At 42.8% G+C, this 25496-nt stretch carries 19 protein-coding genes and 4 pseudogenes; 8 read left to right on the forward strand and 15 right to left on the reverse strand.

Going from position 1 to position 25496, the window contains the following annotated elements:
• Window positions 1–14 precede the first annotated feature (14 nt).
• The 3 genes and pseudogenes from C400_RS0110540 to C400_RS0110550 all read left to right on the forward strand — a co-directional run bounded on the left by C400_RS0110540 (window position 15) and on the right by C400_RS0110550 (window position 8941).
• Window positions 15–2498 (forward strand): PfkB family carbohydrate kinase, encoded by a 2484-nt coding sequence (locus tag C400_RS0110540; RefSeq protein WP_017426942.1) that lies wholly within the window; start codon window positions 15–17, stop codon window positions 2496–2498.
• Window positions 2479–4752: a GH32 C-terminal domain-containing protein gene (locus C400_RS0110545; RefSeq protein WP_017426943.1), complete on the forward strand. Its 2274-nt coding sequence runs from the start codon at window positions 2479–2481 to the stop codon at window positions 4750–4752. Before C400_RS0110540 ends, C400_RS0110545 begins: the two co-directional genes overlap by 20 nt.
• 189 nt (window positions 4753–4941) lie before the next feature.
• Window positions 4942–8941, forward strand: a pseudogene (locus C400_RS0110550) (GH32 C-terminal domain-containing protein).
• 269 nt (window positions 8942–9210) lie between these two features.
• Here the strand turns inward: C400_RS0110550 and C400_RS26765 are convergent.
• The 4 genes and pseudogenes from C400_RS26765 to C400_RS27745 form a co-directional block, all read right to left on the reverse strand.
• A pseudogene (locus C400_RS26765) lies at window positions 9211–9354 on the reverse strand (helix-turn-helix domain-containing protein); the annotation flags it as partial.
• Window positions 9355–9582: 228 nt separating this feature from the next.
• Complete coding sequence (locus C400_RS0110555) at window positions 9583–10362, reverse strand: alpha/beta hydrolase family protein (RefSeq protein WP_017426945.1); 780 nt, start codon at window positions 10360–10362, stop codon at window positions 9583–9585.
• A gap of 513 nt (window positions 10363–10875) precedes the next feature.
• Window positions 10876–11841 (reverse strand): alpha/beta hydrolase, encoded by a 966-nt coding sequence (locus tag C400_RS0110560; protein ID WP_017426946.1) that lies wholly within the window; start codon window positions 11839–11841, stop codon window positions 10876–10878.
• A complete protein-coding gene (locus C400_RS27745; protein WP_017426947.1) occupies window positions 11838–11978 on the reverse strand; it encodes a hypothetical protein in 141 nt (46 codons plus the stop codon). Before C400_RS27745 ends, C400_RS0110560 begins: the two co-directional genes overlap by 4 nt.
• A gap of 339 nt (window positions 11979–12317) precedes the next feature.
• On the opposite strand from C400_RS27745, the gene C400_RS0110570 reads away from it, so the two are divergent.
• Window positions 12318–12833 carry a TetR/AcrR family transcriptional regulator gene (locus C400_RS0110570; protein ID WP_016820902.1) on the forward strand — a complete coding sequence of 172 codons (516 nt, stop codon included), beginning with the start codon at window positions 12318–12320 and terminating at the stop codon, window positions 12831–12833.
• A gap of 87 nt (window positions 12834–12920) precedes the next feature.
• Here the strand turns inward: C400_RS0110570 and C400_RS0110575 are convergent, their stop codons facing one another.
• From C400_RS0110575 to C400_RS28430, 3 genes are all read right to left on the reverse strand, one after another.
• Entirely contained in the window at window positions 12921–13808 is an 888-nt protein-coding gene (locus C400_RS0110575; RefSeq protein ID WP_231124936.1) for a HAMP domain-containing sensor histidine kinase, read from the reverse strand.
• 187 nt (window positions 13809–13995) lie between these two features.
• Entirely contained in the window at window positions 13996–14673 is a 678-nt protein-coding gene (locus C400_RS0110580; protein ID WP_017426949.1) for a response regulator transcription factor, read from the reverse strand.
• 180 nt (window positions 14674–14853) lie between these two features.
• Complete coding sequence (locus tag C400_RS28430) at window positions 14854–14985, reverse strand: hypothetical protein (protein WP_257127120.1); 132 nt, start codon at window positions 14983–14985, stop codon at window positions 14854–14856.
• Between C400_RS28430 and C400_RS0110585 the strand changes: the two genes are divergently transcribed.
• From C400_RS0110585 to C400_RS0110600, 3 genes are all read left to right on the forward strand, one after another.
• A complete protein-coding gene (locus tag C400_RS0110585) occupies window positions 14942–15301 on the forward strand; it encodes a glycoside hydrolase family 3 N-terminal domain-containing protein (RefSeq protein ID WP_128574134.1) in 360 nt (119 codons plus the stop codon). The two genes, C400_RS28430 and C400_RS0110585, sit on opposite strands and share 44 nt — an antisense overlap.
• Window positions 15302–15753: 452 nt before the next feature.
• Window positions 15754–16719 (forward strand): poly(ethylene terephthalate) hydrolase family protein, encoded by a 966-nt coding sequence (locus C400_RS0110590; protein ID WP_026065422.1) that lies wholly within the window; start codon window positions 15754–15756, stop codon window positions 16717–16719.
• 260 nt (window positions 16720–16979) lie between these two features.
• Complete coding sequence (locus C400_RS0110600) at window positions 16980–18488, forward strand: alpha/beta hydrolase family protein (protein ID WP_017426953.1); 1509 nt, start codon at window positions 16980–16982, stop codon at window positions 18486–18488.
• A gap of 148 nt (window positions 18489–18636) precedes the next feature.
• Here the strand turns inward: C400_RS0110600 and C400_RS0110605 are convergent, their stop codons facing one another.
• Complete coding sequence (locus C400_RS0110605) at window positions 18637–19485, reverse strand: oxidoreductase (protein ID WP_231124937.1); 849 nt, start codon at window positions 19483–19485, stop codon at window positions 18637–18639.
• Window positions 19486–19627: 142 nt separating this feature from the next.
• On the opposite strand from C400_RS0110605, the pseudogene C400_RS26770 reads away from it, so the two are divergent.
• Window positions 19628–20095, forward strand: a pseudogene (locus C400_RS26770) (tyrosine-type recombinase/integrase); the annotation flags it as partial.
• 463 nt (window positions 20096–20558) lie between these two features.
• Here the strand turns inward: C400_RS26770 and bluB are convergent.
• The 7 genes and pseudogenes from bluB to C400_RS0110635 form a co-directional block, all read right to left on the reverse strand.
• Window positions 20559–21193, reverse strand: a pseudogene (gene bluB / locus C400_RS0110610) (5,6-dimethylbenzimidazole synthase).
• 92 nt (window positions 21194–21285) lie between these two features.
• Window positions 21286–22158 carry a MalY/PatB family protein gene (locus C400_RS0110615; RefSeq protein WP_017426956.1) on the reverse strand — a complete coding sequence of 291 codons (873 nt, stop codon included), beginning with the start codon at window positions 22156–22158 and terminating at the stop codon, window positions 21286–21288.
• Complete coding sequence (locus C400_RS27750) at window positions 22155–22484, reverse strand: hypothetical protein (RefSeq protein ID WP_232795349.1); 330 nt, start codon at window positions 22482–22484, stop codon at window positions 22155–22157. The genes C400_RS0110615 and C400_RS27750 overlap by 4 nt, the downstream gene beginning before the upstream one ends.
• On the reverse strand, window positions 22447–23307 hold the full coding sequence (locus C400_RS0110620; RefSeq protein WP_017426958.1) for a DUF3737 family protein: 861 nt from the start codon (window positions 23305–23307) through the stop codon (window positions 22447–22449). The genes C400_RS27750 and C400_RS0110620 overlap by 38 nt, the downstream gene beginning before the upstream one ends.
• 148 nt (window positions 23308–23455) lie before the next feature.
• Complete coding sequence (locus C400_RS0110625; RefSeq protein ID WP_017426959.1) at window positions 23456–23851, reverse strand: cupin domain-containing protein; 396 nt, start codon at window positions 23849–23851, stop codon at window positions 23456–23458.
• 31 nt (window positions 23852–23882) lie between these two features.
• On the reverse strand, window positions 23883–24629 hold the full coding sequence (locus C400_RS0110630; RefSeq protein WP_017426960.1) for an SDR family oxidoreductase: 747 nt from the start codon (window positions 24627–24629) through the stop codon (window positions 23883–23885).
• 77 nt (window positions 24630–24706) lie between these two features.
• Window positions 24707–25459 (reverse strand): carboxymuconolactone decarboxylase family protein, encoded by a 753-nt coding sequence (locus C400_RS0110635; RefSeq protein ID WP_017426961.1) that lies wholly within the window; start codon window positions 25457–25459, stop codon window positions 24707–24709.
• Window positions 25460–25496 lie beyond the last annotated feature (37 nt).

Genomic DNA, 25496 nt, shown 5'->3' on the forward strand with positions numbered 1-25496 from the left:
GTGGGGAGAAAACTGTGCTTGATGTAATAACCATTGGGGAAGTATTGATAGACTTTACGCCATCAGGTCGTACAGCGGGAGGCAACGGGCAGTTTGAATGCAATCCTGGAGGGGCTCCGGCTAACGTAGCAGCTGCTCTATCCCGTTTAGGAGCTAGAGCGACGTTGATTAGCAAAGTTGGGGATGATCAATTCGGTTCCTTGCTGCACGATACCTTGATGAACGGTGGCATCGACGTGTCTGCGCTTACGTTTACAGATGAAGCCAATACAACGCTGGCATTTGTTCATCTGGATGACAACGGAGACCGATCGTTCAGCTTCTACCGGAAACCAGGAGCGGATACATACTTGCGCACGCAGGATGTCCCGTTCGATAGGATTGAAAACTGCCATGCACTGCACTTTGGTTCTTTGTCGATGACCCATGAGCCGGCCCGTACGGCAACAAGAGTGGCAGTTGTGAAGGCTAAAGAGGCAGGAGTCCTGCTTTCATTCGATCCGAATATCCGGTTTGCTTTATGGGAGAGTAAAGAGGAAGCGAAACAGAATATCCTTTGGGGCATGAAGTATGCCGACATCCTGAAAATATCCGAAGATGAGCTCCACTTTATAACGGGTACAACTGATGTGGAAAAAGGCTCGCTAGAGCTGCAACAGCAATTCGGCATTGCTGGGATCTTCGTAACTTTAGCGGAAAAAGGCTGCTATTACCGATTAGCGGGTCATGACGGATATGTGCCGGGTTTTCAAGTAGAGGCCATTGATACGACAGGAGCCGGCGACGCTTTTCTGGGCTGCTTGTTATATAAGATACTGAATGCTGGTATTTCTTTGAATCAGCTGACCAAACAGCAAATCATCGGTATGCTAACTTTTGCTAATGCCGGTGGTGCATTAGTAACCACACGGAAAGGGGCTCTTCAATCTATGCCGACGACAGATGAAATTACCCAGATAATCGAGACAAATAAACAGCACGATGATGATAGATTTAGGCCGGGTTTTCATTTTTCACCTCACTCCCACTGGTTGAATGATCCCAACGGATTAGTCTATTACGAAGGAGTCTATCATCTGTTTTATCAGCACCATCCTTATAGTAACCAATGGGGACCAATGCACTGGGGTCATGCTGTAAGCCAAGACCTGGTTCATTGGGAGCATATGCCTATCGCTCTGTTCCCGGATGAGCACGGCGCTATTTTCTCCGGTTGCTGTGTGGTTGACTGGAATAATAGCAGCGGACTGTTCGATGGTTCCCATGGATTGATCGCACTCTTCACTCATGCAGACAGCTGTCCGGAGACCGGACAACCTCGCCAGCGGCAAAGCCTAGCTTACAGTAGCGATAAAGGCCGAACATGGCACAAATATGAGGGGAACCCAATACTCGACGAGCATGATCTGGTCGACTTCCGGGACCCCAAGGTGTTCTGGCATTCGCCAAGTGAATGCTGGATTATGGCTCTTGTCGCTGGAGACCACGTTCGGTTTTATCGTTCCGACAATTTACGTGAATGGTCGTTGTCAGGCGAATTCGGAAAGAGTGAAGGCTCGCATGACGGAGTTTGGGAATGCCCTGATCTCTTTGAATTACCGGTTGATGACAGCGGACATTCCAAATGGGTACTTATCATAAGCATCGGAGATAATCCCAACTGTCCGGAAGGCTCACGCACGCAATACTTTATCGGAGAGTTCGACGGAAATACGTTCATCAATGACCATCCGGCCGATCATATTCTGTGGCTGGATTTTGGCCGGGACAATTATGCGGGGGTCACCTGGTCGGATATAGCTGAGCAGGATGGACGGCGTGTGATCATCGGATGGATGAGCAACTGGAAATATGCTAACCAAACGCCTACCGGGGCCTGGAGAGGCACAATGACTCTGCCTCGCGTCTTGTCATTGACCAGCCGAGACGAGGGCGTAGTTCTGACCCAAATGCCTGTTCGGGAAATAGAGCAGCTACGGAAAGGAACGCTCTGCTGGAATGAGGTTAAGGTTAAGCCAGCGGTGCCGTTTACGCAAAAAACGAATGATGTTCTGCTTGAAATTGAAGCGGATATCGACATTCGTTCCGGGGACGAGGTTCATATTAAAATGAAGTCCTCTGGGCAAAGCGAGACTATTATCGGATATGACCCTGTGCGCCAATGGCTATTCATCGATCGTTCGAAATCGGGTCTGACTGATTTCCACCCATCGTTTGCGTGCAAGCACGGTGCTAGAATGGTTTCGGAGAATGGGAAGATCAAACTGCATATTTGGCTGGATCGCAACGCGGTTGAAGTGTACGCGAATGAGGGTTTGGTTGCACTGACGGATCAAATATTCCCTGATGCTCCGATGGATCGTATTGAGATAAGTGCGAAATCAGGGGAAGTTATAGTGAACTCGTTTTTTATGCATGCTCTTAACTCCATTCATATTCCCAATGGTCCAACGGAGCAGACACAAGGAGGGTTGAAGTATGAGCCATGCAACCGATAATCGGGGATTGATCATGTATTGGGCCTTCAATGAAGGAACCGGTACAAGAGCTCTGGAGAGCGTATCCCAAGTCCAGGATAAAATCCAGTACGTATTTAACCAAGCGGAGTTTACTAAACCTTGCCCTCCACGGTGGAGACAGGGGGTAATTGGAAAAGGGCTTCTGTTCGATGGTTATTCGACTTACATTGCGCATTCGTTCGATGAGGGAAATCAAAACACCGAGCCAGAGTATCGATCAGCGTTAAGCATAGGAGTATGGGTAGCCCCACGCTCCTATGAATGGGGGGATGATGGCAAATTGTCCGCCATCGTGAACCGCTACAATCTGGATCGCAAGCAGGGTTATCTGCTCGGCATGTTCCGTCACGGTTCCTGGTCCTTCCAAGTCGGGCTGGAAGGAGGGGACTGGAAGGAACTTTGGTCGCCAGACGGCCATGAACTGCCGAAGAATGAATGGTCATACGTGAATGCTGTGTTCGATGGGAACCAAGGGGAAATCAAGCTGTATTTGAACGGCAGTGAAATCGCTTCAGCTGCCGTGCCTCGTGGTTCCCGCCTAGCTGAGGCGGCGGGCACGGATCTTCTGATTGGCAAGAATAACCATAGCAGCCTGCTGGCGGAAGTGTTCAGCCTGCACATGTTTAGCGGTATCATTGATGAACTCAAGATTTATAATCGGGCGCTGAGCGCGGAAGAAGTGGCCGCTTCTTATCGTTATGTGCTGGATACCTTTCATGAAGGTATCCAGCCGCAATTAAACTATGACGAGATCAAGCTAGACCGAACGCCACTGCTACTTGATCGGCACAGACCGCAATATCATGTTAGCCCGCCGGCCCATTGGATGAACGAACCCCATGCACCGATCTATTTTGACGGGCAATATCATTTGTTCTATCAGCATAATCCGCAGGGACCGTTCTTTCATCAGATCCATTGGGGGCATTGGGTAAGTCAGGATTTGGTGCATTGGCGTGATCTACCCGTGGCCCTGGCGCCCGAAAAGGATCAGCTCGCACCGGACGGGATCTGGTCGGGAAGCGCAACCTATGATGCTGACGGACTTCCTGTCTTGTTCTTTACGGCAGGTAATGACAGCGCTTCTCCGAATCAGAGCGTAGCGCTTGCCCGAAGTACTTATACCCTTGACGGAAACCCGGATCTGGTTCAGTGGGTCAAACATCCAGAGCCGTTGATCGTGCAGAAGAAGGGAATGGGCGCATTTGGGGATTTCCGAGATCCATTCGTATGGAAGGACGATGACGGCTGGTATGCTCTGGTCGGGTCCGGAATCGAAGGAGGAGCAGCACTGGCATTTGCGTCACAGGATATGCTGAATTGGACGTATAAAGGGCCGTTTTTTAAAGCGGATATTCAGAAGTTTTCTTACCTTGGACCCATCTGGGAGCTCCCTGTGCTTCTTCCCCTTGGCAGGGACAAGCAGGGGGTGAACAAACATCTCCTGCTTGTTAGCCCTGTGGGGAAGGGAGCGGATGTCGAGGTGTTCTATTGGATCGGACAACTTGACAAGCAAAATCTTTCGTTCATCCCCGATCAAGAAGAACCTCAATTGATTGACGTCGGGGATTTCCATTTTACCGGACCGAGTGGAATGGTTGATCCGAAGACCGGCAGAAATATCGTCTTTACGATAGCCCAAGGCGACAGGACGTCCGAGATGGAATATAAGTCGGGCTGGGCTCATAACGGAGGCTTGCCGTTAAGCGTGTATTTGAGGGATGACGGACGTCTGGGAATAGAGCCGATTCAGGAGCTTCAATCGCTGCGTGGCCCCAAGCGGCTATCGCTTCGGGACCAGTCATTGGCTGAAACTAATGTACAGCTTAGGAATGTTCATGGTGACATGCTTGAGATTCAATTGGAATTGGAGCCCGGCAGCGCCAAAAAATTCGGAATCAAGGTCCGTTGTACGCCGGACGGAGAGGAAGAAACTCTGCTGTATTATGATTGGAATCAAACGATGCTCTTGGTCGACCGGTCGAAAACGACGCTGCACCCGGGAGAAAAGTGCGGAGGGGTTCAAGGCGGAAAGTTGGAGCTACTTGGGGAGAATCTGAAGCTCCACATTTATTTGGACCGCTCCATGGTCGAAGCCTATGCAAACGGATTGAAAAGCCTGACAACCCGGGTATATCCGAGCCGTATGGATGCTTTGGGACTCGAGATTTGGGGAGATGGAGAACCGTTTGTTAAATCCTTGGATATATGGGATATGCAGTCCATTTGGTAAGACGGTTGTTTAGGCGCTCCTTACGAATGGGGTATGCACAAATGATCAAGAAACTTTGCATTCCTCCGTTTGGAAACGTTTCATTCATATTCTCCCTTCTTCATGACTATTCATCTTTGTACAAGGAGAGCATTTCGAAATGAGGTATCGATGTTCGCAAGTATAACAAGTTTCGAAGGAGGCTCGAGAATGAGGAAAGTAAAAGGAGGAAAATGTTGGATATTGGGAATGGTTATATGGGCTATGGTTCTCCAGCTTGTTGTTCCGGGAATCTCTGTCGCATCCGAAAATAGAACTGTTGCTGGAGAAACGCTCATTCCTAAGAATGATGTGAAATCATCGGTTACGGATGCGATTTATCAAATCAAGAATATTCCTAAGAATGACATGGGATTGTCAGTTCCGGATTCAGTCTATCAAATCCGGAATCCTGGATTTGAAACAGGAGATTTGACGGGATGGACCGTTGTCAAAGGCGATGCGTTCGGTCCGAATAGCGTAACCGACGAAACGACTTGGTGGGCGGAAAAAATACCGTATAACCAGGAAGGAGCTTATCATTTAAACGGCTGGAAGTATGACGAATCTGCGACAGGTATACTCCATTCCAGCACTTTCGTGCTGGGTGGCAGCGGCTGGATCAGCTTCAGGCTTGGCGGTGCGAAGAACCCAGACAAGGTATTTATAAATATTGTGGAAGTCGATACGGGACAAGTTATTGCCCGATACGGAAATAGCGCATTCGCCGACGTTGGCTTCCCAGATCCCGCGCTGGGCATGCGGCTTGCCAATATGGTGCAATACAAGGCGGATCTTTCCACATATTTGGGCAAGAAACTGTATGTGGAGGTCGTCGATAATGCAACCTCGGATTGGGGAGTCATTTTTGCGGACGCATTCTCCATGTACCATGAGTCGGAGCCAGCTGAAGGATTTGTTGCGACAGATATCAAGCCAGATTTCAAGCGCTATGAAATCGATAATCCAAGCTTTGAAACCGGAAATCTCGATGGCTGGACGGTTGAGGGAGATGCTTTTGAAGTGACTGATGAAGCTCATATGAGCAAAGAAGGGAACTTCTATGCCAAATCCTCCCTGCAAGGAAAGGGCTCCATCACTTCTAATACTTTTACGCTTCAGGGAACCGGAACGATTAACTTTACTGTTTTGGATATCCTCAAACCAGAAAACGCCTATGTTGCACTTTACGATGCGAACAGCAATACATTGCTTATGAGAACCGGGAATGTCAGTGCGAACGAGAAAATCTCATGGAAAGTGCAAGAACACTACAACAAGAAGCTCTATGTAAAGGTTGTCGATCATTCCAATGAAGCCAGCATTGCCGTTGATAGTTTCCAAGCAAGTGGTAAGGGTACTATTTTCCACTTAAACCTTGATGAAGGCGCAGGAAAGAAAGCGCTGGAGAAAGTACACAATCTTAAGCACGATGTGAACTATGTTTTTAACAACGCCAGGTATATGGCATCGAAGGATCCGAGATGGACTCCGCGCGGAATAAAAGGCGGCGCCTTATTGTTCGATGGATACTCGAATTATGTTGAGGTCAATGCAAACGATACTGTGCCTGTAAGCGACGCGTTAACCATCGAAGCTTGGGTTGCACCGCGTAGCTATGAGTGGGGAGACGGAAACAAGTTGTCTGCGATCGTAAACCAATCCGATCAAGATAAAGCAGAAGGCTTTTCTCTTGGTATGTATCGGCACGGTACATGGTCGATGCAAGTAGGCATTGGCGGTCAGTGGATTCAGGTATGGGTAAAGGATCACCCGTTGGAAAAATACAAGTGGAATTATGTGGCTGCTACTTTCAGTAAAGAAGATGGAAAAATTAAATTATATCTAAACGGTGAGGAAGTGGCTTCCCAAGCAACCCCCGTCAACGTTCCCATCACACCATCTACCGAAAGCCTGGTTATCGGGAAAAATAATAAACCTGTAGAGTTAGCAGGGGTGTTCTCTTTCAATATGTTCAGCGGACTCCTAGATGAAGTGAAGCTGCATAATAAAGCCCTTACGAACCAGGAGATACTTGCTGGATATGAGAGCGTGAAGGCGCTTCATGGAGGTTCAATTCCGAAAATTCCGAATGCGGACATTGATGAGGATCCAAGTGTATTTGACGGAGATCAGCACCGACCCCAGTACCACGCGATGCCTCCGCAAAACTGGATGAATGAAGCACATGCACCGATTTATTATAACGGCAAATACCATTTATTTTATCAACATAACCCGCAAGGTCCATTCTGGCATCAAATCCACTGGGGGCATTGGGTGAGTGACGATATGGTGAACTGGGAAAATGTAAGACCTGCTCTTGCGCCCGAAGCGGGCACCCTAGATCCGGACGGCACGTGGTCAGGCAGTGCAGCGTATGATCGAAACGGCAATCCTGTTCTGTTCTATACCGCTGGCAACGACTCCTTGTCGCCGAACCAAAGAACAGGGTTGGCAACTCCGGCGGATTTGTCCGATCCCTATTTGGAAAAATGGGTGAAATATCCTAAACCGGTAACGGAGCAGAACGGAAAAGGCATACACAACGAGTTCCGCGATCCGTTTGTATGGTACGACAAAGAGGTGGACAAGTGGTATCAGCTAGTGACATCTGGTCTTCCAGACTTCAGCAGCGGCACAGCTTTGGTGTATGTATCCGATGATATGTACAATTGGGAATATAAGGGTCCGTTATACGTTAGTGACAGAAGCCGTTATCCGGAGTTGGGGACGGTATGGGAGCTACCAGTGTTATTGCCGTTAGGCACGGATAGTACGGGCAAGCAAAAATATATTTTCATGATTAATCCCCATGAAAAGCCGGAGCATGTTCCTCCAGCGAACGATGTGCAAAGAGATGTTGAGGTCTTTTACTGGATCGGGACCTGGGACCGGGATAACTTTAAATTTATTCCTGATCAGGAGGCACCCTCCAAAATGGATGTAGGTGACGGCTATTTAACCGCAGAGAGCGGTCTGGTCACACCCGACGGAAGAACGGTCGTATTTTCCATGGTGCAAAATGTAAGAACACCGCAAGCCGAATATCAATCCGGATGGCTCATAATTTATCTTTGCCGGTTTCCCTAAGCCTCGATAAGCATGATAAATTGCATATCGAACCGATTAAAGAACTACAGAACCTTCGAGGGAAAAAGTGGGTTGATTTTTCGGACAAAAATTTGGAGAGTGCCAATCAATTGATTAAGAATGTCAAAGGCGACATACTAGAGATTGTGATGGAGATTGATCCGCGTGAAGCCCAGAAATTTGGTCTCAAGGTGCGACGCTCGGAAAAAGGCCAAGAAGAGACGCTCATTTACTACGACAAGAAGAACGGGACATTTAACGTGGATCGAACCAAGGGCAGCATTGATCCGGATGTGCGTGTGGACGGCATTCAAGGAGGATATGTAGATCTTAAAGGAGAGAACTTGAAACTCCATATCTTTCTCGATCGCTCGGTCATTGAAGCATTTGCAAATTACAAGAAGAAGCTGACAACTCGTGTCTATGTAGGCAGATACGACTCCCTAGGCTTACAGATCTGGCCGATGGCGATATCAATATCAAATCCATGCAAGTATGGGATATGAATGCCTTAACGAGTAAACCGGCTGCTCCGGTCTATGTACCCGATAAGTGGGATAATTCTGTGTATAAGGATATTACAGAGCTGCCTAACCATGATTTTGCTACGGGCGACTTAACAGGGTGGATAACGGAAGGAGACGCCTTCCAGAATGTCCATGTGACCAATACCCAGTTCTTCTGGGACAACATTTACTTCAACCCGTCGCATAAAATTCCGGGCGGCTACCATTTGTGGGGCTTCAACGAGCAAGCCGGCGGCGACAGCTTAACCGGAGCGCTAAGATCTCAAAATTTCGTCCTTGGTGGGAACGGTAAGATCAACTTCCTTATCAGCGGCGGCCGGGATATAGATCGTCTGTATGTTGCGTTGGTTCGGGCGTCGGACGGCAAAGAGTTATTTAAAGAGACAGCAACCAATTATGAAGAATATCAACGGAAGATTTGGGATGCGACGGATTATATCGGCGAGGAGCTTTATATAAAGGTGGTCGACCAATCCAAAGGCGGGTTTGGACATATCAACGTAGATGATTTTAATGTACCTGTTCAGGTAAAGAAGAAAACCAACAACTGACTCTTGTTAATACGTGAGTCCTGTAGTCACTCCAAACAAACCGAATACTCAGATAGCTTGTCATTCGAAATGGCAAAGGAAAAGGGCAGGTACTTGTAAAACGAAGCTGAATCAATTTTTATTTGGATGGGAGATTAGAGTGTAATTAATTTAATGCTCATTCGCCATAATCCCTTGGCTGAAACCATAGGATTATGGCTTGGTGAGCGCACATTAATGAAAAAATAATAAATTCTAACCTTAGTCAGAGAAAGGTTTCGTGGTATGGTTTAATATTCAGCTGAAGGGACGCCTTTTTTGCTAATCAAACGGTTTTTGGGCTCAGTGTGCAACAACTGCTCTACCTGTACATTTAATGCAATTGCTATAGCATAGAGCGTATCGATATCCAGTGTAATATCTCCGGTTTCATATTTGGAAACCTGGAATCGTTAATGCGAATGAGTAAATTTCGTAATCTCCAGCATCTGGTCGGTCATATACAATGCCGAAAATTGAGAGTTAGACTGTACCGTTCTTTCCTAAAGGCACAGACTTTGCCCAAGTATCCGATGTGGCTTTGGAGCGTTCGCTTGATTTAATCAACCATTGCCCGAAAATGTAAGGGGTGGAAAACCGCTCACGAATCTTTCACAAATCCCTTAATGGTTTTTTTTAATATCCTGCAAGTTTGCATTAGATAGAATTTCAGCATTCTCTCCGAAAAATGCGTTTCCTGCTTCGGTATCGCCATTAAGATAGTACATAAACCATGCGGTTACATATCCGTCTGCATAGTAAAGCATTTGCCCATGATCGGCATCATTTCTTCTTGCCATCACTTTTGTGACATTATTGGGGATGTCATTATAAAGTTTTTGCAGGCTTTCCAGAGGTGCAATCTGCTCATCTGTGTTGCCAGTGGAACCAAAAATCATAGTTGGTGCTTTGATGAGCGTAGGATCAGATGTCCATTGCAGAGCTTCGCTCATCACGGTCTTCGCGGAACTCAACATTACAGCAGCTTTATAGATGTCAGAATGCTTCTGATTTGTAATAGCGTTTATTACACCGATGCCGCCCTGTGAATGTCCGGTAATACCAATATGGTCGAGGTGTTTTTGCAGTGCTTGATATTTAGAGCCTGTGATCCCTGTTCCGTTGACAAATACAACAACGGGGAGCGATCTATTCATTTCGGATATATCCGCCGGAAAAAAAATCTCATATTTCTTAAATGACATCATAGCGGCACTTTCAAAATAACTTACCTCGTGCTCACCCATAGCTATATACTTTGCTTCCAACTCGCCGCCTGTTTTGACTGTTTCCGTATAATTATTCGGAACGGCAGGATTATTTGCTAAGTAAATCAACAAAGCGGCAATCAATACTGCAATGATAAAAATAATACAACCAGTAATTTTCAACATCTTTTTCATGCACGTAAATCTCCTTAACTCTCAATAAATTATAAATTTAGCGTAGGTCTTGTGGATTGTCTGCCTTGTTTCCTTGAAGTAGTATACCTGATCTGAATAAACTGAAAATAAACTGATGTAAGCATAGACCGATTACCGATTAGTTTAGTTATATATCTAAATAAAAAGCATATGTAGTTAACTTGAATAGGTAGCATAATGAAGTACGATTTCTCATTTCATATGACAAAAAGACTCAAGAAGAGATAAACACGGGCGGAAAAGCCTGCTCAGACATATGTTGAAGCCGTATAACCTGAAAGAGATATTGTCTTGTTAAGCGTAATATATGAATAGTAACCTTAAGCGTAATGAATTAGGAAATATTAAACTTCAAATTTAATTAATAAACCTGCTTTTTTGACGGTTATTCTTAAGTTTTTCGTTTTCACTTTGGATAGTAGAGAAGGTAGTTTTTAAAAATAGTACCTTCTCTAAATCTGTCACATTTTGTTGCCTCAAACAGCTATCTGTCTATTCACTCCCCATATATCGTTCCAGGTACTCATTCAACTTTTCTATATATTTTAAATATAGCTTATTGTCATTTTGCAGACCGTGCCCCGAATGAGGAAACTCGAAATAATCATGGGGAACATTGTTTTCTTCCAATGCGTTGATCAGATATTTTACTGTTCCGAACGGAGCGACCTTATCGTATTTTCCATAGGCAGCTAGCGTTGGTACAGAATTTTTATCAATCCACATAAACGGTGAAATATCTTTGACTGCTGTATCATAGCTTGCTTTTCCTATCATATCTGTTGTAATCGTGTTACCAGACATAACGCTGAATAAATTTGCTGCTGCCTCTGGATTCTGATCCAAACCGTAGGTAGCCCAGTCCTCTGGATAAAAGCTCGGTGGTCCTACCATCTCAAATACCATTTTTACAGGAATAGGAGAGGTGTCCGCATCACGGTAAGCATACAATAGCGCCAAAGTTCCACCTGCCGAGCCACCGGATATCGCCATTCTATCGAGATTGTAGCCTAACTTTTCCGCTTCCGCTTTTACAACTGGAATACTTTTTTTGATTTCCTGTGACATAGTATATACACTGGCTTCGGGATTATTTTCATTACGCAGCGTATAATTAATACCAGCGGCGACATAACCTTTTGAAGTAAGCCATTTCAGCATATTGGCGTCATCACTTTTGTCACCAGTTGAAAAACCTCCTGCATGGAGATATACGACAAGACCATAGCTTTTCTTTGTATTATCTGCTGGAACATAGAGATCAAATTTATTTTGCTCCTTATCGTCATAGGCGATATCTGAATATGCATGCCCAACGGTGTCATTCCAATGAACTTGCATCTCTCCAGACAGTGGATTGTATGTCATTTTGATGATTGCTGAAGCCGCGAACACAAGAATAAAAACACCAACATAAATAGATCCCCGCAACATTTTTTTTTCTGCCTTTTCTCTCATTTTTCATAAGAAGTTACCTCCAAACAGTGTACCGCGAGCAAAAAACTCATAAATGCCCGCACTGCAAGACGGCCCAAAACGGCAGCTACGATGATAACTAAAATCAGAATAACCATGCGTTTTTGTGAAAGTGTCATCTCTTAATCTCCTTATCAATTTCTTCGTGATGTTACCCCTTGAGTTGTTTTATCCTAATGTTCAGACTTTTTTCCGTGCCGGAATTTGGGCCTTTTTACAACATACCGAACTATACGCTAGGGAGCTGATATCGATTGGTCACTTAATTGGCTCAACTACAATTTTAACAAGAGTGATCAGAGGTCTTTTGTTATCATATTTTCTCCTTTATCTAGAATACATCCGTTGTATGAACTCCATAAAATAGACGTATCATTTTTTGTGTAACAAATGTATCATTGGTTAAAATCAGAATCAATGAATCGATAGAAAATGATACAGAAAGGAAAAAATGTAACGTGGAAGATAAAAGATTGAAAAACACACATGTGAAGCTTCAAATTACAAAATCACTTCTTGATTTGTTGAAAATGAAAGAACTTAAGGCGATTTCAATCAGTGATCTTACCTCAACAGCACAAGTAAGTCGCGTTTCGTTTTACAGGAATTATGATGAAAAAGAAGATGTGCTGAAAGAATATCTTTATAAATTAATAGACAGTTGGTATAAGGAATATCAAGATAGTGGTGGTACATCGGAAGATGAACTTTTGGGGAGTTTGTTTGGACACTTTAGTAAAAATAGAGATTTTTATCTGCTTCTTAGCCAAAGGAAATTGTTCTATCTGCTGAAGGAAATACTCAAAGAACTATTCGGACCAAAACCAGAATATCCAAACTTCGGTGCTTATGTAGCAGCTTATTTTTCATATGGATTGTTCGGATGGATTGAAGAATGGTTTGCTAGAGGTATGCAGGAAACTTCAGAAGAGATGACTTTACTTCTGAAAAATCGTGATTTAAATAAAAATTAATCTCCTGAGGTTGTTGGGATTTGGACATTTTCCAGAAGTGAATAATCCCATTTTCTCAATTTAGATGCTTAGAAAATGGGATTATTTCTAGGGTGAAGGAAGAATCACTTCAAAAGTTGTACCTGTGTCATCTGAGCTTACAACCCGGATCGTCCCACCATGCAGCATAACAATCTTTTGCGCAATACTTAAACCCAATCCATTGCCAGGGGAGGCGTGAGAAGGATCTCCTTGATAGAATTTATCAAATATGTGTTTTTGCTGATAGGCATCAATCCCTGGACCGTTGTTGTGAATAGATATACTAACATGTTGAATCTTCGAATTCATATCGATTGTGATCTCGGAATTCGAAGGCGAATACTTAATGGCATTGTCCAGAAGATTGATCCAAACTTGACTAAGCATATCTTCATTTGCAGTAACCATCAGTTCAGACGAATCAAACTGAAAGCTTATATTTTTCGCCGACCATTTCGGCTCCAACAATACAATAACCGTTCGGATGTGTTCGGTTAAGTTAAAAGTCGTTTTCTCAGTGATGATGGCTTGGCTTTCGATCTTGGATAACTGAAGCACATTTGTAGCAAGTTCTGCCAAACGTTCCGATTCATTGATGATGATATCCAAATACTCATTGCGTTCCTCATCTGATAAGTTTTTTCTTTTCAAAACTTTCGTGTACCCTCGTAAGGAAACGATCGGTGTTTTAAATTCCTGCGAAAAATTATTAATAAAATCGGACCGCAGCATTTCAAGACTACCGAGTTCTTCAGCCATGTGATTAAAACTTCTGTTCAACTTTCTTAACTCTTTTGGCCCCTTAAGGTGAATACGGACGGAAAAATTCCCTTTGGCCAGCTCTTCAGAAGCATGTATGACTTTTCGAATGGGAGAGAGCGGGATTCGGCTAAATATCAACGATGCAAGAATACTGACCAGAATACTCACTGTTACAAAATATGTAACAAGCACTAAGCCACCTCCTGAATTTGGATCTTCGGCTGGAGGGGAAGTGTAGAGTCCGATATACACGAAAAACACGACAATGACCAACGAAAAAAAAATGGATATGAGCAAAATAAACAACACAATGAACGTAAACATAAAAGTTAGTCCAAATCCACGTAAAGATCTCTCTCTGATAAAGTTTATTATCCTTCTACTCACTATGTTTTACCGCCTTATAGCCAATTCCTCGGATGGATATGATTTCAAATTCCGGATAATCGCCAAATCGCTTTCTTAAACGGTTGATGTGAACATTTAACGTGATATCACTTGTTTCAGAGTCCATGCCCCAAATTTCATCCATTAACTGAATACGGGTAAAAATTTTATCTGGGTACGACAGCAATTTGTACAATAAATAAAATTCCTTCTGCGGCAGTGTCTGCACTTCATTCTCTCTTGAAACCGATAATTCATCGTATTGCAGCGTAATTTTTCCTATTTGAAGCTTCCGTTCATTCTGGATCTTGGCTCGCCGAAGCAAAGCCTTAATCCGAAGTAGCATTTCGTCTTCGTCCACAGGTTTGACCATGTAATCGTCTGTTCCTGCCATAAAGCCTTTACGTTTGTCTGCCGGTAAAAGTTTGGCACTAACCATCAGAATAGGAATATCATTTTTGCTCTCGCGGATCGTTTGAGTCAACTCGAATCCATCCATTTGAGGCATCATGATATCAAGAACAATTAAATCAATATGCTGCTTGTCTAATAATTCTAATGCCACGATGCCATTCTCCGTCAAAAACACCTCGTATCCTGCAGACCCAATGATAGTTTTCATTAATTTGGCCGTATTTTTATCGTCTTCTACAACGAGAATTTGAAACATTCCCCTCAATCCTTTCCGTTACTCTTTAGTAACTGAACTGGCATTCTATCACAATGTACTGCTTGAAGTGAACAACGGGCACGACGCTTTTGTTTATTTTCAGTTTATATACTCATGGTAATATATGTCCAGCGAAGTACAATTCATCAAACCCCCGGATGTTCTGAATATCTAATATTTTCATTTGATTGTAAAATTAGGTGTTTGCCGGAGGCGCTGCTGAATATTCTGCTGGGCATCTACCCCGCTGCGGCAGGCCAGAATCGCAATGGTGAGATCCGCGAGCAGAAGTACGGCCATTCCCGTAGGCACGGCCCTTGCCCAGAGCTGGAACCCGGCGGTTTGCCAGGAGTGCGGCGACATTGTGGGGGAGGAGATGAAACGGTTAGGCGTGCACCTGTGGCTGGCACCGGCGATGAACATCCATCGCAATCCACTCTGTGGCAGGAACTTTGAGTATTTCTCGGAGGATCCTCTTATCAGCGGCAAATTGGCGGTTGGTATCATCTTGGGAGCCCAGAAACGTCCGGGCTGCGGTGCCACGGTCAAGCATTTTGTCTGCAACAACCAGGAAACCAACCGCTTCAATTCCAATAGCGTGGTCAGCGAACGGGCAATGACATCATGATGCCTGGCGGCAGGAAAACCATGAAGGTTTGATGAACGCTTTGAACAATGAGACGGCAGCCTATCCGCTGACCCGCGCAAATCTGGAGAAGTGTCTTCGAGAGAGGCGCAGAACCCTCTATGTTTGTTATAATGACATATTTTATATTGTTTCTTCTAAGACATTAAGGGGATGAATACTGAAGATAATGCCGTATTTGAAGGCAAAACGATTGCCAGATAATTTGCCGGTATATAATTATGCACCCGATGTTGTATAGTTTATTTCATATTAGCTTAATGTTAGTAAAGGTGTAAAACAGCAGACATTAATTAATGGTGTTTGCTGTTTTTTTTATCAGCATGTTACATTTAATGCTTTATGTATCGTTTTGTCTTGGTTTATTGATTCAACTATTATCTGATGATACATTTGTTACACGAAAAAACTATCATCATACTCAGGAGGAAATAGTGAAAATATTAAAAAGGATATTGTTAGTTGTGTTTATCATAGTTATTGTAATTATTCTGGCAGTTATAGCGTTGTTTGCATTTCAGTCATACCGCTTTGATAATTATTATAAGTTTGTAAAGACTGATAAGCCAATAGAGGCACAATATACAGCTCTTGGACCAAATGAGGTTTCTTCTGTAGAATTCGATGCAGAAAATGATACCTATAAAAAATATGAAATTTGGTATCCGTCCGAAATGAAAGATCGTTCATCTGCATATCCTCTCGTTGTATTGGCAAACGGGACGGGAACCCCGGCATCAAAATATAAATCTGTTTTTAAACATCTTGCATCATGGGGGTTTATTGTTGTTGGCAATGAGGACTTGAATTCTCGAACGGGAGCATCATCGTCTGCAAGCCTTGACTTTATGCTAAAGCTGAATGAGGATAGGGAGAGCGATTTTTATGGGAAAATTGATGTTGATAACATTGGGATCGGCGGACATTCGCAGGGAGGCGTGGGAACAATAAATGCCGTAACCAATCAGGAGAACGGTGATTTCTACAAAGCTATGTTTACGGCAAGCGCCACTTCAAGCTTCTGGGGACAGCAAAGCCAATTGGGAACCGATTGGAGTTACGACGTATCCAAGATCAAAATCCCTTACTTCATGGTTGCTGGTACGGGAGATTTTGATGCGGGAACTGCAGAAGACATAACGGCTACAGAAGGGCAAGGAATTACTCCGCTTTGGTCACTTAATACGAATTATTCCAATATTCCCGATACGGTAACCAAAGTTATGGCTAGGCGCGTAAACACTGACCACAGCGATATGGTGAACCATGCAGACGGATATATGACAGCCTGGTTTATGTATTGGCTGAAAGGTGATGTACAAGCGGGTAACGCATTCTTTGGTGACGATGCAGAGTTACTTGAAAATGCGAACTGGCAGGATGTTATTAGAAGTCAATGAATTATTTTTATATACAATTACAACAATGTTATATACCTGATAAAGGACTGGATTCCAGTCCTTTTTTAGTTGAGTTGGAATTACTTCGTAAGATTGCTACAGAACAGAAATATTAAGTTAAAAATATCCGTTTGTGTTTTATTTGGTTATAGGCATCATCATATCAGTTTATTTTCAGTTTATTCAGATCAGGTATATTACTTCAAGGAAAATAAGACACAAGACAGTAGACATCCTCAACAAATATCAAGGAGAATTCAATGAGAAAAATGATTAAAATAATAGGCATGTGTATATTGATATTCATTCTTTTGATCGTGGGACTGAGAATTAAAAATATGTTATTCCCTCCAAAAGTTGATAGCAATGAACTAGATATTGATAAGATATTTGCACAACAGGCGCAATCCCAAGAAGGACTTCATCCTCTTGAAAATATTGAGCAGAGAACCATTGATATAAAATACATCAGCAAGGACAATATAGTGGACACCCGACAAATGAGGCTCTATATTCCGAAGGATGCGGAGCAGCCGATCCCCGTCATCTATATTCCTCACTATGAAATGACCGAGGATGCTGTGGAATTGCGCAAGTATCTAGCTGAAGGGTGGATGGTTGCTTCACCGACGAAATTTGATAATAAATACAACGGTCAGCTGACCGATGATGATCTGGTTTTCAATAATGCCGCCTTATATACGCTTCGTCATATGGAAGAAGTCGATCATCAAAGAATCGCCCTCGTTGGGGGCAGCGCAGGTGGATACACGACACTGATGCTTAACGCTTTGCAAATGGGGATTAATGCTTCGATCGCGAATTCACCGATTGCTAATGTGTACTTTAATTTTTATCAGTATTTTCCCGAAGGAAACCAATTGAACAACAACAAGATGGGCTGGGTTATGCTTAAAGGATTGTTTAAAATGATCACTGCGGAGATAACGGCGAAAGAAATGCTGAAAACGATGATGGACTTACCGATTCCGTTTCTAGGTATGGTATCCGGCATGTTTGAGCCGATCTTAGATAATTTTCCGGATAAAGAAGACATCGCAAGATGGGAAGCATTCTCCCCGGTTGCACTGGCAAATAATTTTAGTAGTCCTCTGGTCATCAATCATGTTACGTCTGATGTTTTGGTTCCAGTCGATCAGATTTCAAGACGATTCACCTATGAAGAAAACGGAAGTTCAATGCCGGAGGGGTTTTCGACAAGACTGAATAGCAGCTATCCGGGAGTTCTCGGACATACTTTGGAAGAAGAACTGCCTTCAGACCTCACAAGAACAGTGCACATTATTATTACTGACCCGGATAAAGACAGCATACTTCCTTATGACAGTAAGAAACCGTTCAACCTGAACATTTACGACGATGGAACTGTAGAATCTTACGGGAGCCACCGAGCGACATCCGGAACAGGTGTAACCGATGATATTCCGTATCTCAGAGATATGCTCTCCCGTAGCTTGGCAGAAACAGAAATGCTGCTACCTGGAAAGCTTCTTCTGCTTTTGGATCGTTATCAGGGAGAGAGTATACAATTACCTGCTCATCAAGGAATTGATGATACTGTTTATGGCTCCCTTGTCATTTATCAGCAGGAAGTCGTAGAGGAATTAAATCAGTGGGCAGAAAACCATTCTATGAATGAATTGAATCATTTTATTCAGGGATCAATCACAGATATCGATGATACCATATTAAAGAACCAGTACACAGCCACATGGAAAGAGATAAAGGAAAAATTATCACGAATGTAAATTAGTTACTGCAGCATCTTGTTAAAAATTTAACAGGATGCTGCAAACTTGATTTATTTAGCTGGCTCTAAATGAAGGATGAGATGTGGATACACAGAAAAGGGCAGCAGAAACAATACCTTAGCTATCCTGCCAATATGTGATTTTATTATTTGTAATCTGCGTTTATCGTTGTTTCTTTCCATTGTTCTATGCTGGCAAGCATGTTGTTAAATTTATAGGTTGCTGCATCATAGGCTTGTTGACCAAGCAACAAACGAAGTGGAGGTTTCGTTGTTTCCACGACTTTAATAACCGCTTCAGCAGCCTTTACAGGATCTCCAGCTTCTTGACCAGCACCAAGTTGAATACCTTGCAGCATATGGCCGACAATAGATTCTTTAAGCTCAGGTATGCTTGTCTCAGTCTTGGCAGAAGAACGGCCACCCCAATCTGTACGAAAACTGCTTGGCTCCATTAAAGTCACATAAATATTAAAAGGAGCCAGTTCTTGCGCAAGACTTTCGGAAATACCTTCAACGGCGTATTTTGTTGCGTGATAATACCCGAGAGTTGGGAAGGAAGTTAGACCGCCAATGGACGAGAAGTTTATAATGTGACCACTTTTTTGTGAGCGCATGTAGGGAAGTACAGCATTCGTAATATGCATGAGTCCCCAGAAGTTAATTTCGAACATCTTACGCGTTTCTTCTTCTACGCTTTCCTCAACAGAGCTAAAATATCCGATACCTGCATTGTTCACGAGCACATCAATACGTTTAAACTTCTCAATCGTATGGTCAACCGCATTTCGGATCTGTTCCGGATTAGTGACGTCGAGTGGGAGAGCGAGCACATGATCTTCATGCCCGGCTGTAAGCTCTGTTATCTGCTCAACATTACGGGCGGTTACTACGACTTTATAACCTGCATCAATCGTTTGCTCCGCGATGTGTCGACCAAATCCTGTTGAACATCCTGTGATAAGCCATACTTTTTGTTCTGACAATGTAATCACTCCTTCAAGTTAATAATCATACTTTAAATCTTAAAGTTAACTTGAAGTCAACACTAATTTTGAATAATTAATATCAGCAGTCTATTTCATCTTTTTGTCTTTCTGCAGCTATAATTGGGTTACTTCAACAGAGTTTGTTATATTTAATCGTGAGCGTGATACAGCCATTGCTTCCTTGATTTTGGGATCTGGATTGAGACTATCCGAAGTGGTTGGCGCTAACATTGAAGATGTAGACTTGACTGAAAATTTACTACGAGTAATCCGTAAAGGCGGTAAGGAGCAGTATGTTTACTTTAGTGACTTGCATTATATGACATCAAAGAATATATAAAAATTAGAGATCAAAGGTATAAACCCAGCTCAAAGAGATAGCCTTATTTATAGCTGCTCCTGTAGGAAGAAAAGGAGGCACACGAAGACTTACTCAAAGATCCATAGAAAAGTTAATTCAAAAATATGCTAATCTTTATGGTAAAGTGATGTTCCAAAACTGAAGGATCAACTAGGTCATTTATCAGTACAGACAACGATGATATATACACATTTATCAGATGACGATCTGAAGACAGCGGTTAATAAAATGGATTTAGATTTTTTTATGCATTAACTCTAAGTTCAATTGTAATTCAGTAGATGATTATTGAAGATAAAGTTATTGCATAAAGGATGGATGATATGATTTATGCCACAACTTTATCTTCATTTTTACTTATGCAATAATCTTAAGTTCACTAATGCAATAAAGTTAACTTCAACGGACACAACTGCAGCAGAAAACTACATCTATAAGGTTCTCTTCAGACATATTCACAAAACCCGTATTTTGTACATATGTATAACATGATCTTCGGAGATAAAAATGCCTAACATAAACGTTTTTTTTAAAATTGACACAAAGTTCCCTACCAAAAATTAAAAATCCCTTATAAAACAAGGGATTTCTTGGTTGGTAATTTTATGTCATTCTACAGGAAACTTGTTTACTGAGGTTATAAGTGACTCCAAGTTCGCATAATCGTTTATGTCTTTTGCAACCTCGAATAAATTTATCTTTTTCATTTATATTTCAATCATTCCCAAGCATTATGACGTATTAGATTATTTAGATTTCGACGCCTCTCCCAATTTACTTGCTCTAGGATTGGTTTTGTAGGATAAAAATCCGTGTAACCTAATGAAATCAATGTAATAGGATCAATATGTGGTGGAATATTCAGTATTTCCCGTACGTCTGTTTTCTTGTAAAAACTCACCCACCCCATTGCTATTCCTTCTGCATAAGACGCCAACCACATATTTTGGATACAACAGGCTACGGATAGAATATCAGTTTCAGGAATAGAATTTTGGCCCAATTACATGTCCGCCACCTCTTGTTGGATCACATGTAATACAGAGCGTTATAGGTGCTTCCCTTATACCCTCTAATTTTAACGAGAGAAATCTTTTCTTTTTTTCATCTTCATAGTGTATGGACAAGGCCTGTATTTCTTTATGACATGCATGCGCCAATCGTTCTTTAACTTCTTGAGAGTCAATTACAATAAAATCCCAAGGTTTCATAAAACCAACGGAAGGTGCATGATCCAGCCATTAATATGTTGTTTAACTTATCTCTGGATATGGGTTTTCTATTAAATGATCGAATATCTCTCCTTTCAAAAATGGCTTTAAATATTCCTTTTCTCTCATAAACATTTAACAACTTAATTCCTCACTTAAAACAAAAATCCCCAGAATGCGCCAGTCTCAGATTATTATGACATGGTTTCAGGTTCAAGTGTAACCATTATTGAATCAATCATTCATTCTTTGATATGCCTGAATCCCAATCTTCAAGCGCTGCAATCCATCAGTTAGTCGTTTTTTAGGGCAGGCGTAGTTCAATCGAATGAAACCGTGTCCATTGCCGCCATAAATGGCGCCCTCCGAGACATACAGCCCCGTTTCTTTCCTTATGAACTTACACAGTTGACTTACATTAGAAGTTATGTTCCGGCAATCGATCCAGGCCAAATAAGTCGCTTCCGAATGGATAATTTGGAGCTGCGGTAGTTCACTAGCCAAATAATGTTCGAGATATTGCTTGTTCGCCATGAGATATTCCAATAAGGCTTGCAGCCAGGGTTCGCCTTCCGTAAAGGCAGAGATTGCTGCTTCAATCGCAAAAAAGTTAGGTTCGGCCACTTCATTGGTGTTAATGCCACGGTGTACAAGTTTTCGAATCTTCGAATTCGGCACGATAATACTTGAAGTTTGAATTCCCGCAAGATTGAAAGTTTTCGTCGGTGCCACACAGGTGATGCAATTTTGTGCGATCACTTCCGATACGGAAGCGAACGGAATGTGTTGGTGGCCTGGGTGTGTTAAGTCGCAGTGAATTTCATCGGAAAGGATAAGGACCTCATGTTTGACGCAGAGCGTGCCGAGTTTCTCAAGAACTTGTTTGTCCCACACTTTACCTATGGGGTTGTGCGGATTGCAGAAAATCATAAGCGTTGTGTCAGGATTGGCTAGCTTTTTCTCCACATCGTCAAATTCGATCGAATATTGATTGTCTTTGTAAATCAACTCGCTTACGAGAACTTCTCGTTGATTGTTCTTTATGGAGTTGTAGAAAATGTTATAGACAGGCGCAAGCACTAGCACTTTGTCGCCGGCTTTGGTCATTTTGCGTACGATAGATGATATCGCGGCACTACCCCCGTGCAAAACATAATCCATTCTTTTTGGATCTGATATTGATGTCTCTTTTCCCACCAATGGGCAACTGCATCATAATAAGTATCTGGTATCGAGGTATATCCATAAATACGATGGTCTAATCTCTTTTGCAGAGCATCGACTACAGCAGGCGAAGTCTCAAAGTCCATATCCGCCACCCACATCGGCAACTCTTCTGGTCCAACATCCCATTTATAAGAGTTAGTGACCAAACGGTTCGTCATTTTATCAAAATTAAAGGACAAATCGATCACCTGCTTTATCCAGCTCATATCGGGTGTAGGCAGCGTTGATTTCTTCATCATTGATGATGATTTCGCCGATATCCTTTGCTTTGATTTTCCCGGAGATTGGATTTTTCACGCTATCAATTGAGGTCTTGGTTTCCACATCAATGGTTGAATATTCGAATGCCAAGTCGGTATTCAGAATCGTTCCGTTCTCGATTACGAGACGGTCCATGTAGCACATTCCCTGATTGCTTTCGATAGTGCAGTTGATAAAGGTGATGTTTTTCGAATTCCATCCTAAATATTCTCCGATGATCAATGAATCATAGACGGTGACATTCTCGCAATTCCAGAAAGCGTCCTTTGAAATAATCTTCGCATTGCGAATCTCCATATCCTTAGCTCCGTCGAATGCGTAGTTCCCCGCTAATGTGAAATCGTCGATATTGATATTTGCACTATTCATTCCAAAGTAATCACCTTTTGCGGTCACATGATGCAAGTGAATATCTTCGCAATTCCATAAGGTTTCTTGCGCGTTGGGCAGATCGACATACGTCAGTCGGATTCCGCTCGAACGCCGAAATGTCTTTGGCGCCTCTATTACGCTGTCACTGATGACAATTTGGTGTGTATACCAAATTCCCGATCGGGCCATTTCAAGGAAAGTGCTACGATCAACACGAATATTATTGCAATACCACAAGGGATACTTCCATTTAAAAATGCTATTATCGATAGTAATATCGTTGCTTTCCTTCAGGGGAGACTCGCCATCTGCAAAAATGGAATTAGTGACCATGAGGTTCTTTCTCTTGAAAAGTGCTCGTTCTCCGGTAAGCATTTGTTGATCGATCGTTTGCATAATACTGTCTCCAATCGCTCAGTGCTAGCTTCAAATATTCCATGCCCCCATAATTCGCAGAATAGCAACAGCGGGTTCCAGATTTATTAGAAGCTTCTATATAAACGGCGGCATTAACGGCTGCCGTTTATATGTGTTAATCCATTTACTATAGCTTAATATATTCTTCATCCAGTACGGGTTCTAACCAATCTGTTTGTCCTGGTGTAAGAGCTAAGTGAACAAACCAGCTATCCTTTGTAGCCCCATGCCAATGTTTAATGTTCGCTGGGATGTTTACCACATCGCCTGTTTTGAGTAATTGAGCTGGCTTTCCTTCTTCTTGATACCACCCCTCACCGCCGGTAACTAACAACACTTGTCCAGTATGATGAGAGTGCCAGTTATTGCGGGCACCGGGAGCAAAGGTTACATTCCCGATTGCTGTATTGAGTGGTGCTGGATCGGTAAACACCATTTGTAAGTACGCGTCTCCGATAAAGTTTTTTTCGACTTTTTGACCCAATGGGAAGAGTGTGCTATGGCTTAAGTGCTCGTTCTTCATTTTTCATCTCTACTTTCTTATATTTTTAACGTTATCCAACTTGAGCTGTTGGTCGAATGATCATCTCATTAATGCCCACATCCGATGGTTGCTCGATGGCAAAGGCAATGGCACGTGCGATGCTGTCTGCATCAATTGCTATCTTGTAAAAATCATCCAAGCCCGCTTTCATTGCCGGATCGGTTGTCGTCTCCAGCAGTTCGCTGGTCACAGCTCCCGGCGAAATATTGGTCACACGAATATTTGTACCACTCATCGCTTCTTCTTGGCGCAAGCCTTCAGAGATTGCTCTTACGGCATGTTTGGTACCACAATAAACTGTCCCGCCTGGGTAGATGTTGTGTCCAGCCACGGATGAAAGGTTAATAATATGACCTGATTTCCGTTCTCTCATAGATGGAAGGACTGCCCCGATTGCGTACAATACCCCTTTGATATTGACATCGATCATTCGGTCCCATTCATCAACCTTTTTCAAAGCAAGAAAAGCCTGCGGCATGATTCCAGCATTGTTGACTAAAACATCAATTTTTCCAAACTCGTTCAGCGCATACGCAGCAAGATCTTCCATTTGTTGGTGTGAACTTACATCCGTCACTTTATACACCGCTTGTCCGCCGCTTTGTTCAATTTCATCTTGTAGTTTCTTTAACCGGTCTTCGCGGCGAGCGGTAAGAACCAATTTTGCACCTTTGGATGCCAGTTCTTTTGCAGCTGCTTCTCCAATACCGCTGGACGCCCCTGTAATAATAACTACTTTTTCTTGAATATTTGACATTTTAGATAAACACCCTTTCTTACTTTTAGGTATACTTTCATCTATAAAAAATCTATTTTTTCGCTAAATTTGTCCTGCTATTCTGGAATGATTTCATTCACACAACTCAAAGCATTTAATGTTCTCGGAAAACCCATATAAGGAAGGCAATGAGTGATGGCCGTGATCATGATATCCTTGTCATTGCCTACATTCAGGTTGCCTTGCACATGTGCCTTGACTTGATTTTCACAACCGCCGAGACTACTCACGATACAGAGGGTCAGCAACTCCCGTGTTTTCAGATCAAGGCCTCCACGAGTGTAGAAGTCACCAAAACAGAAGGCAGAAAGATAGTCCTGTATATGCTTTTGATTGTATGGAACATTCCCCCTGTTCTTTTCAATGATATCGCCAAAGATTTCTACCTGCACTGCAAGGCCTTTGTCTAATCGATTCTCTTCTTCAACCTGCTTTTGACTTTCGAGAGGTAACTCGATATTTCTGGATTGGAAAACCTCATTAATCTCCGCGATGGCATTTAGCGTTTTAGGGAATCCTAAATAAGGCGCACATTGGTAAATGGCCTCTTTAATTTCTACCGGAGTTAGTCCAACGTTCAGTGCACCATGAGCATGCGCCTTGAGCTGAGGTAACGTTTGATTCGTTACAAGCACCACCAGAGTGATAAGCTCACGTTGTTTATCGTCCAACTTCCCTTGATAAAAAACTTCCCCAAAAATAAAACGGCTCAGGATGTCCTGAAAATCAGGATCAGTAGCGTATGCTCCCGGCATTCCATTACCAAATAGCTGTTTAAACGTTTCTTCACTCTTTTCAATTCGATTCATAACTATGCCTCCTGCTTGTTTTTTTGTGGATGAATAA

This window comes from Paenibacillus sp. ICGEB2008 (genome assembly GCF_000307675.1).
GTDB classification, from domain to species: Bacteria; Bacillota; Bacilli; order Paenibacillales; family Paenibacillaceae; genus Paenibacillus; species Paenibacillus polymyxa.

Bases quoted from the DNA above. Each gene is read 5' to 3' on its own strand.
- C400_RS0110555 (WP_017426945.1), bottom strand. From the start codon at position 10,362: ATGAAAAAGATGTTGAAAATTACTGGTTGTATTATTTTTATCATTGCA.
- C400_RS27745 (WP_017426947.1), bottom strand. From the start codon at position 11,978: ATGACACTTTCACAAAAACGCATGGTTATTCTGATTTTAGTTATCATC.
- C400_RS0110615 (WP_017426956.1), bottom strand. From the start codon at position 22,158: ATGACCAAAGCCGGCGACAAAGTGCTAGTGCTTGCGCCTGTCTATAAC.
- C400_RS0110545 (WP_017426943.1), top strand. From the start codon at position 2,479: ATGAGCCATGCAACCGATAATCGGGGATTGATCATGTATTGGGCCTTC.
- C400_RS0110635 (WP_017426961.1), bottom strand. From the start codon at position 25,459: ATGAATCGAATTGAAAAGAGTGAAGAAACGTTTAAACAGCTATTTGGT.
- C400_RS0110560 (WP_017426946.1), bottom strand. From the start codon at position 11,841: ATGAGAGAAAAGGCAGAAAAAAAAATGTTGCGGGGATCTATTTATGTT.
- C400_RS0110580 (WP_017426949.1), bottom strand. From the start codon at position 14,673: ATGTTTCAAATTCTCGTTGTAGAAGACGATAAAAATACGGCCAAATTA.
- C400_RS0110625 (WP_017426959.1), bottom strand. From the start codon at position 23,851: ATGAAGAACGAGCACTTAAGCCATAGCACACTCTTCCCATTGGGTCAA.
- C400_RS27750 (WP_232795349.1), bottom strand. From the start codon at position 22,484: ATGAGCTGGATAAAGCAGGTGATCGATTTGTCCTTTAATTTTGATAAA.
- C400_RS0110620 (WP_017426958.1), bottom strand. From the start codon at position 23,307: ATGCAAACGATCGATCAACAAATGCTTACCGGAGAACGAGCACTTTTC.
- C400_RS0110585 (WP_128574134.1), top strand. From the start codon at position 14,942: ATGGTGAGATCCGCGAGCAGAAGTACGGCCATTCCCGTAGGCACGGCC.
- C400_RS0110600 (WP_017426953.1), top strand. From the start codon at position 16,980: ATGAGAAAAATGATTAAAATAATAGGCATGTGTATATTGATATTCATT.
- C400_RS0110630 (WP_017426960.1), bottom strand. From the start codon at position 24,629: ATGTCAAATATTCAAGAAAAAGTAGTTATTATTACAGGGGCGTCCAGC.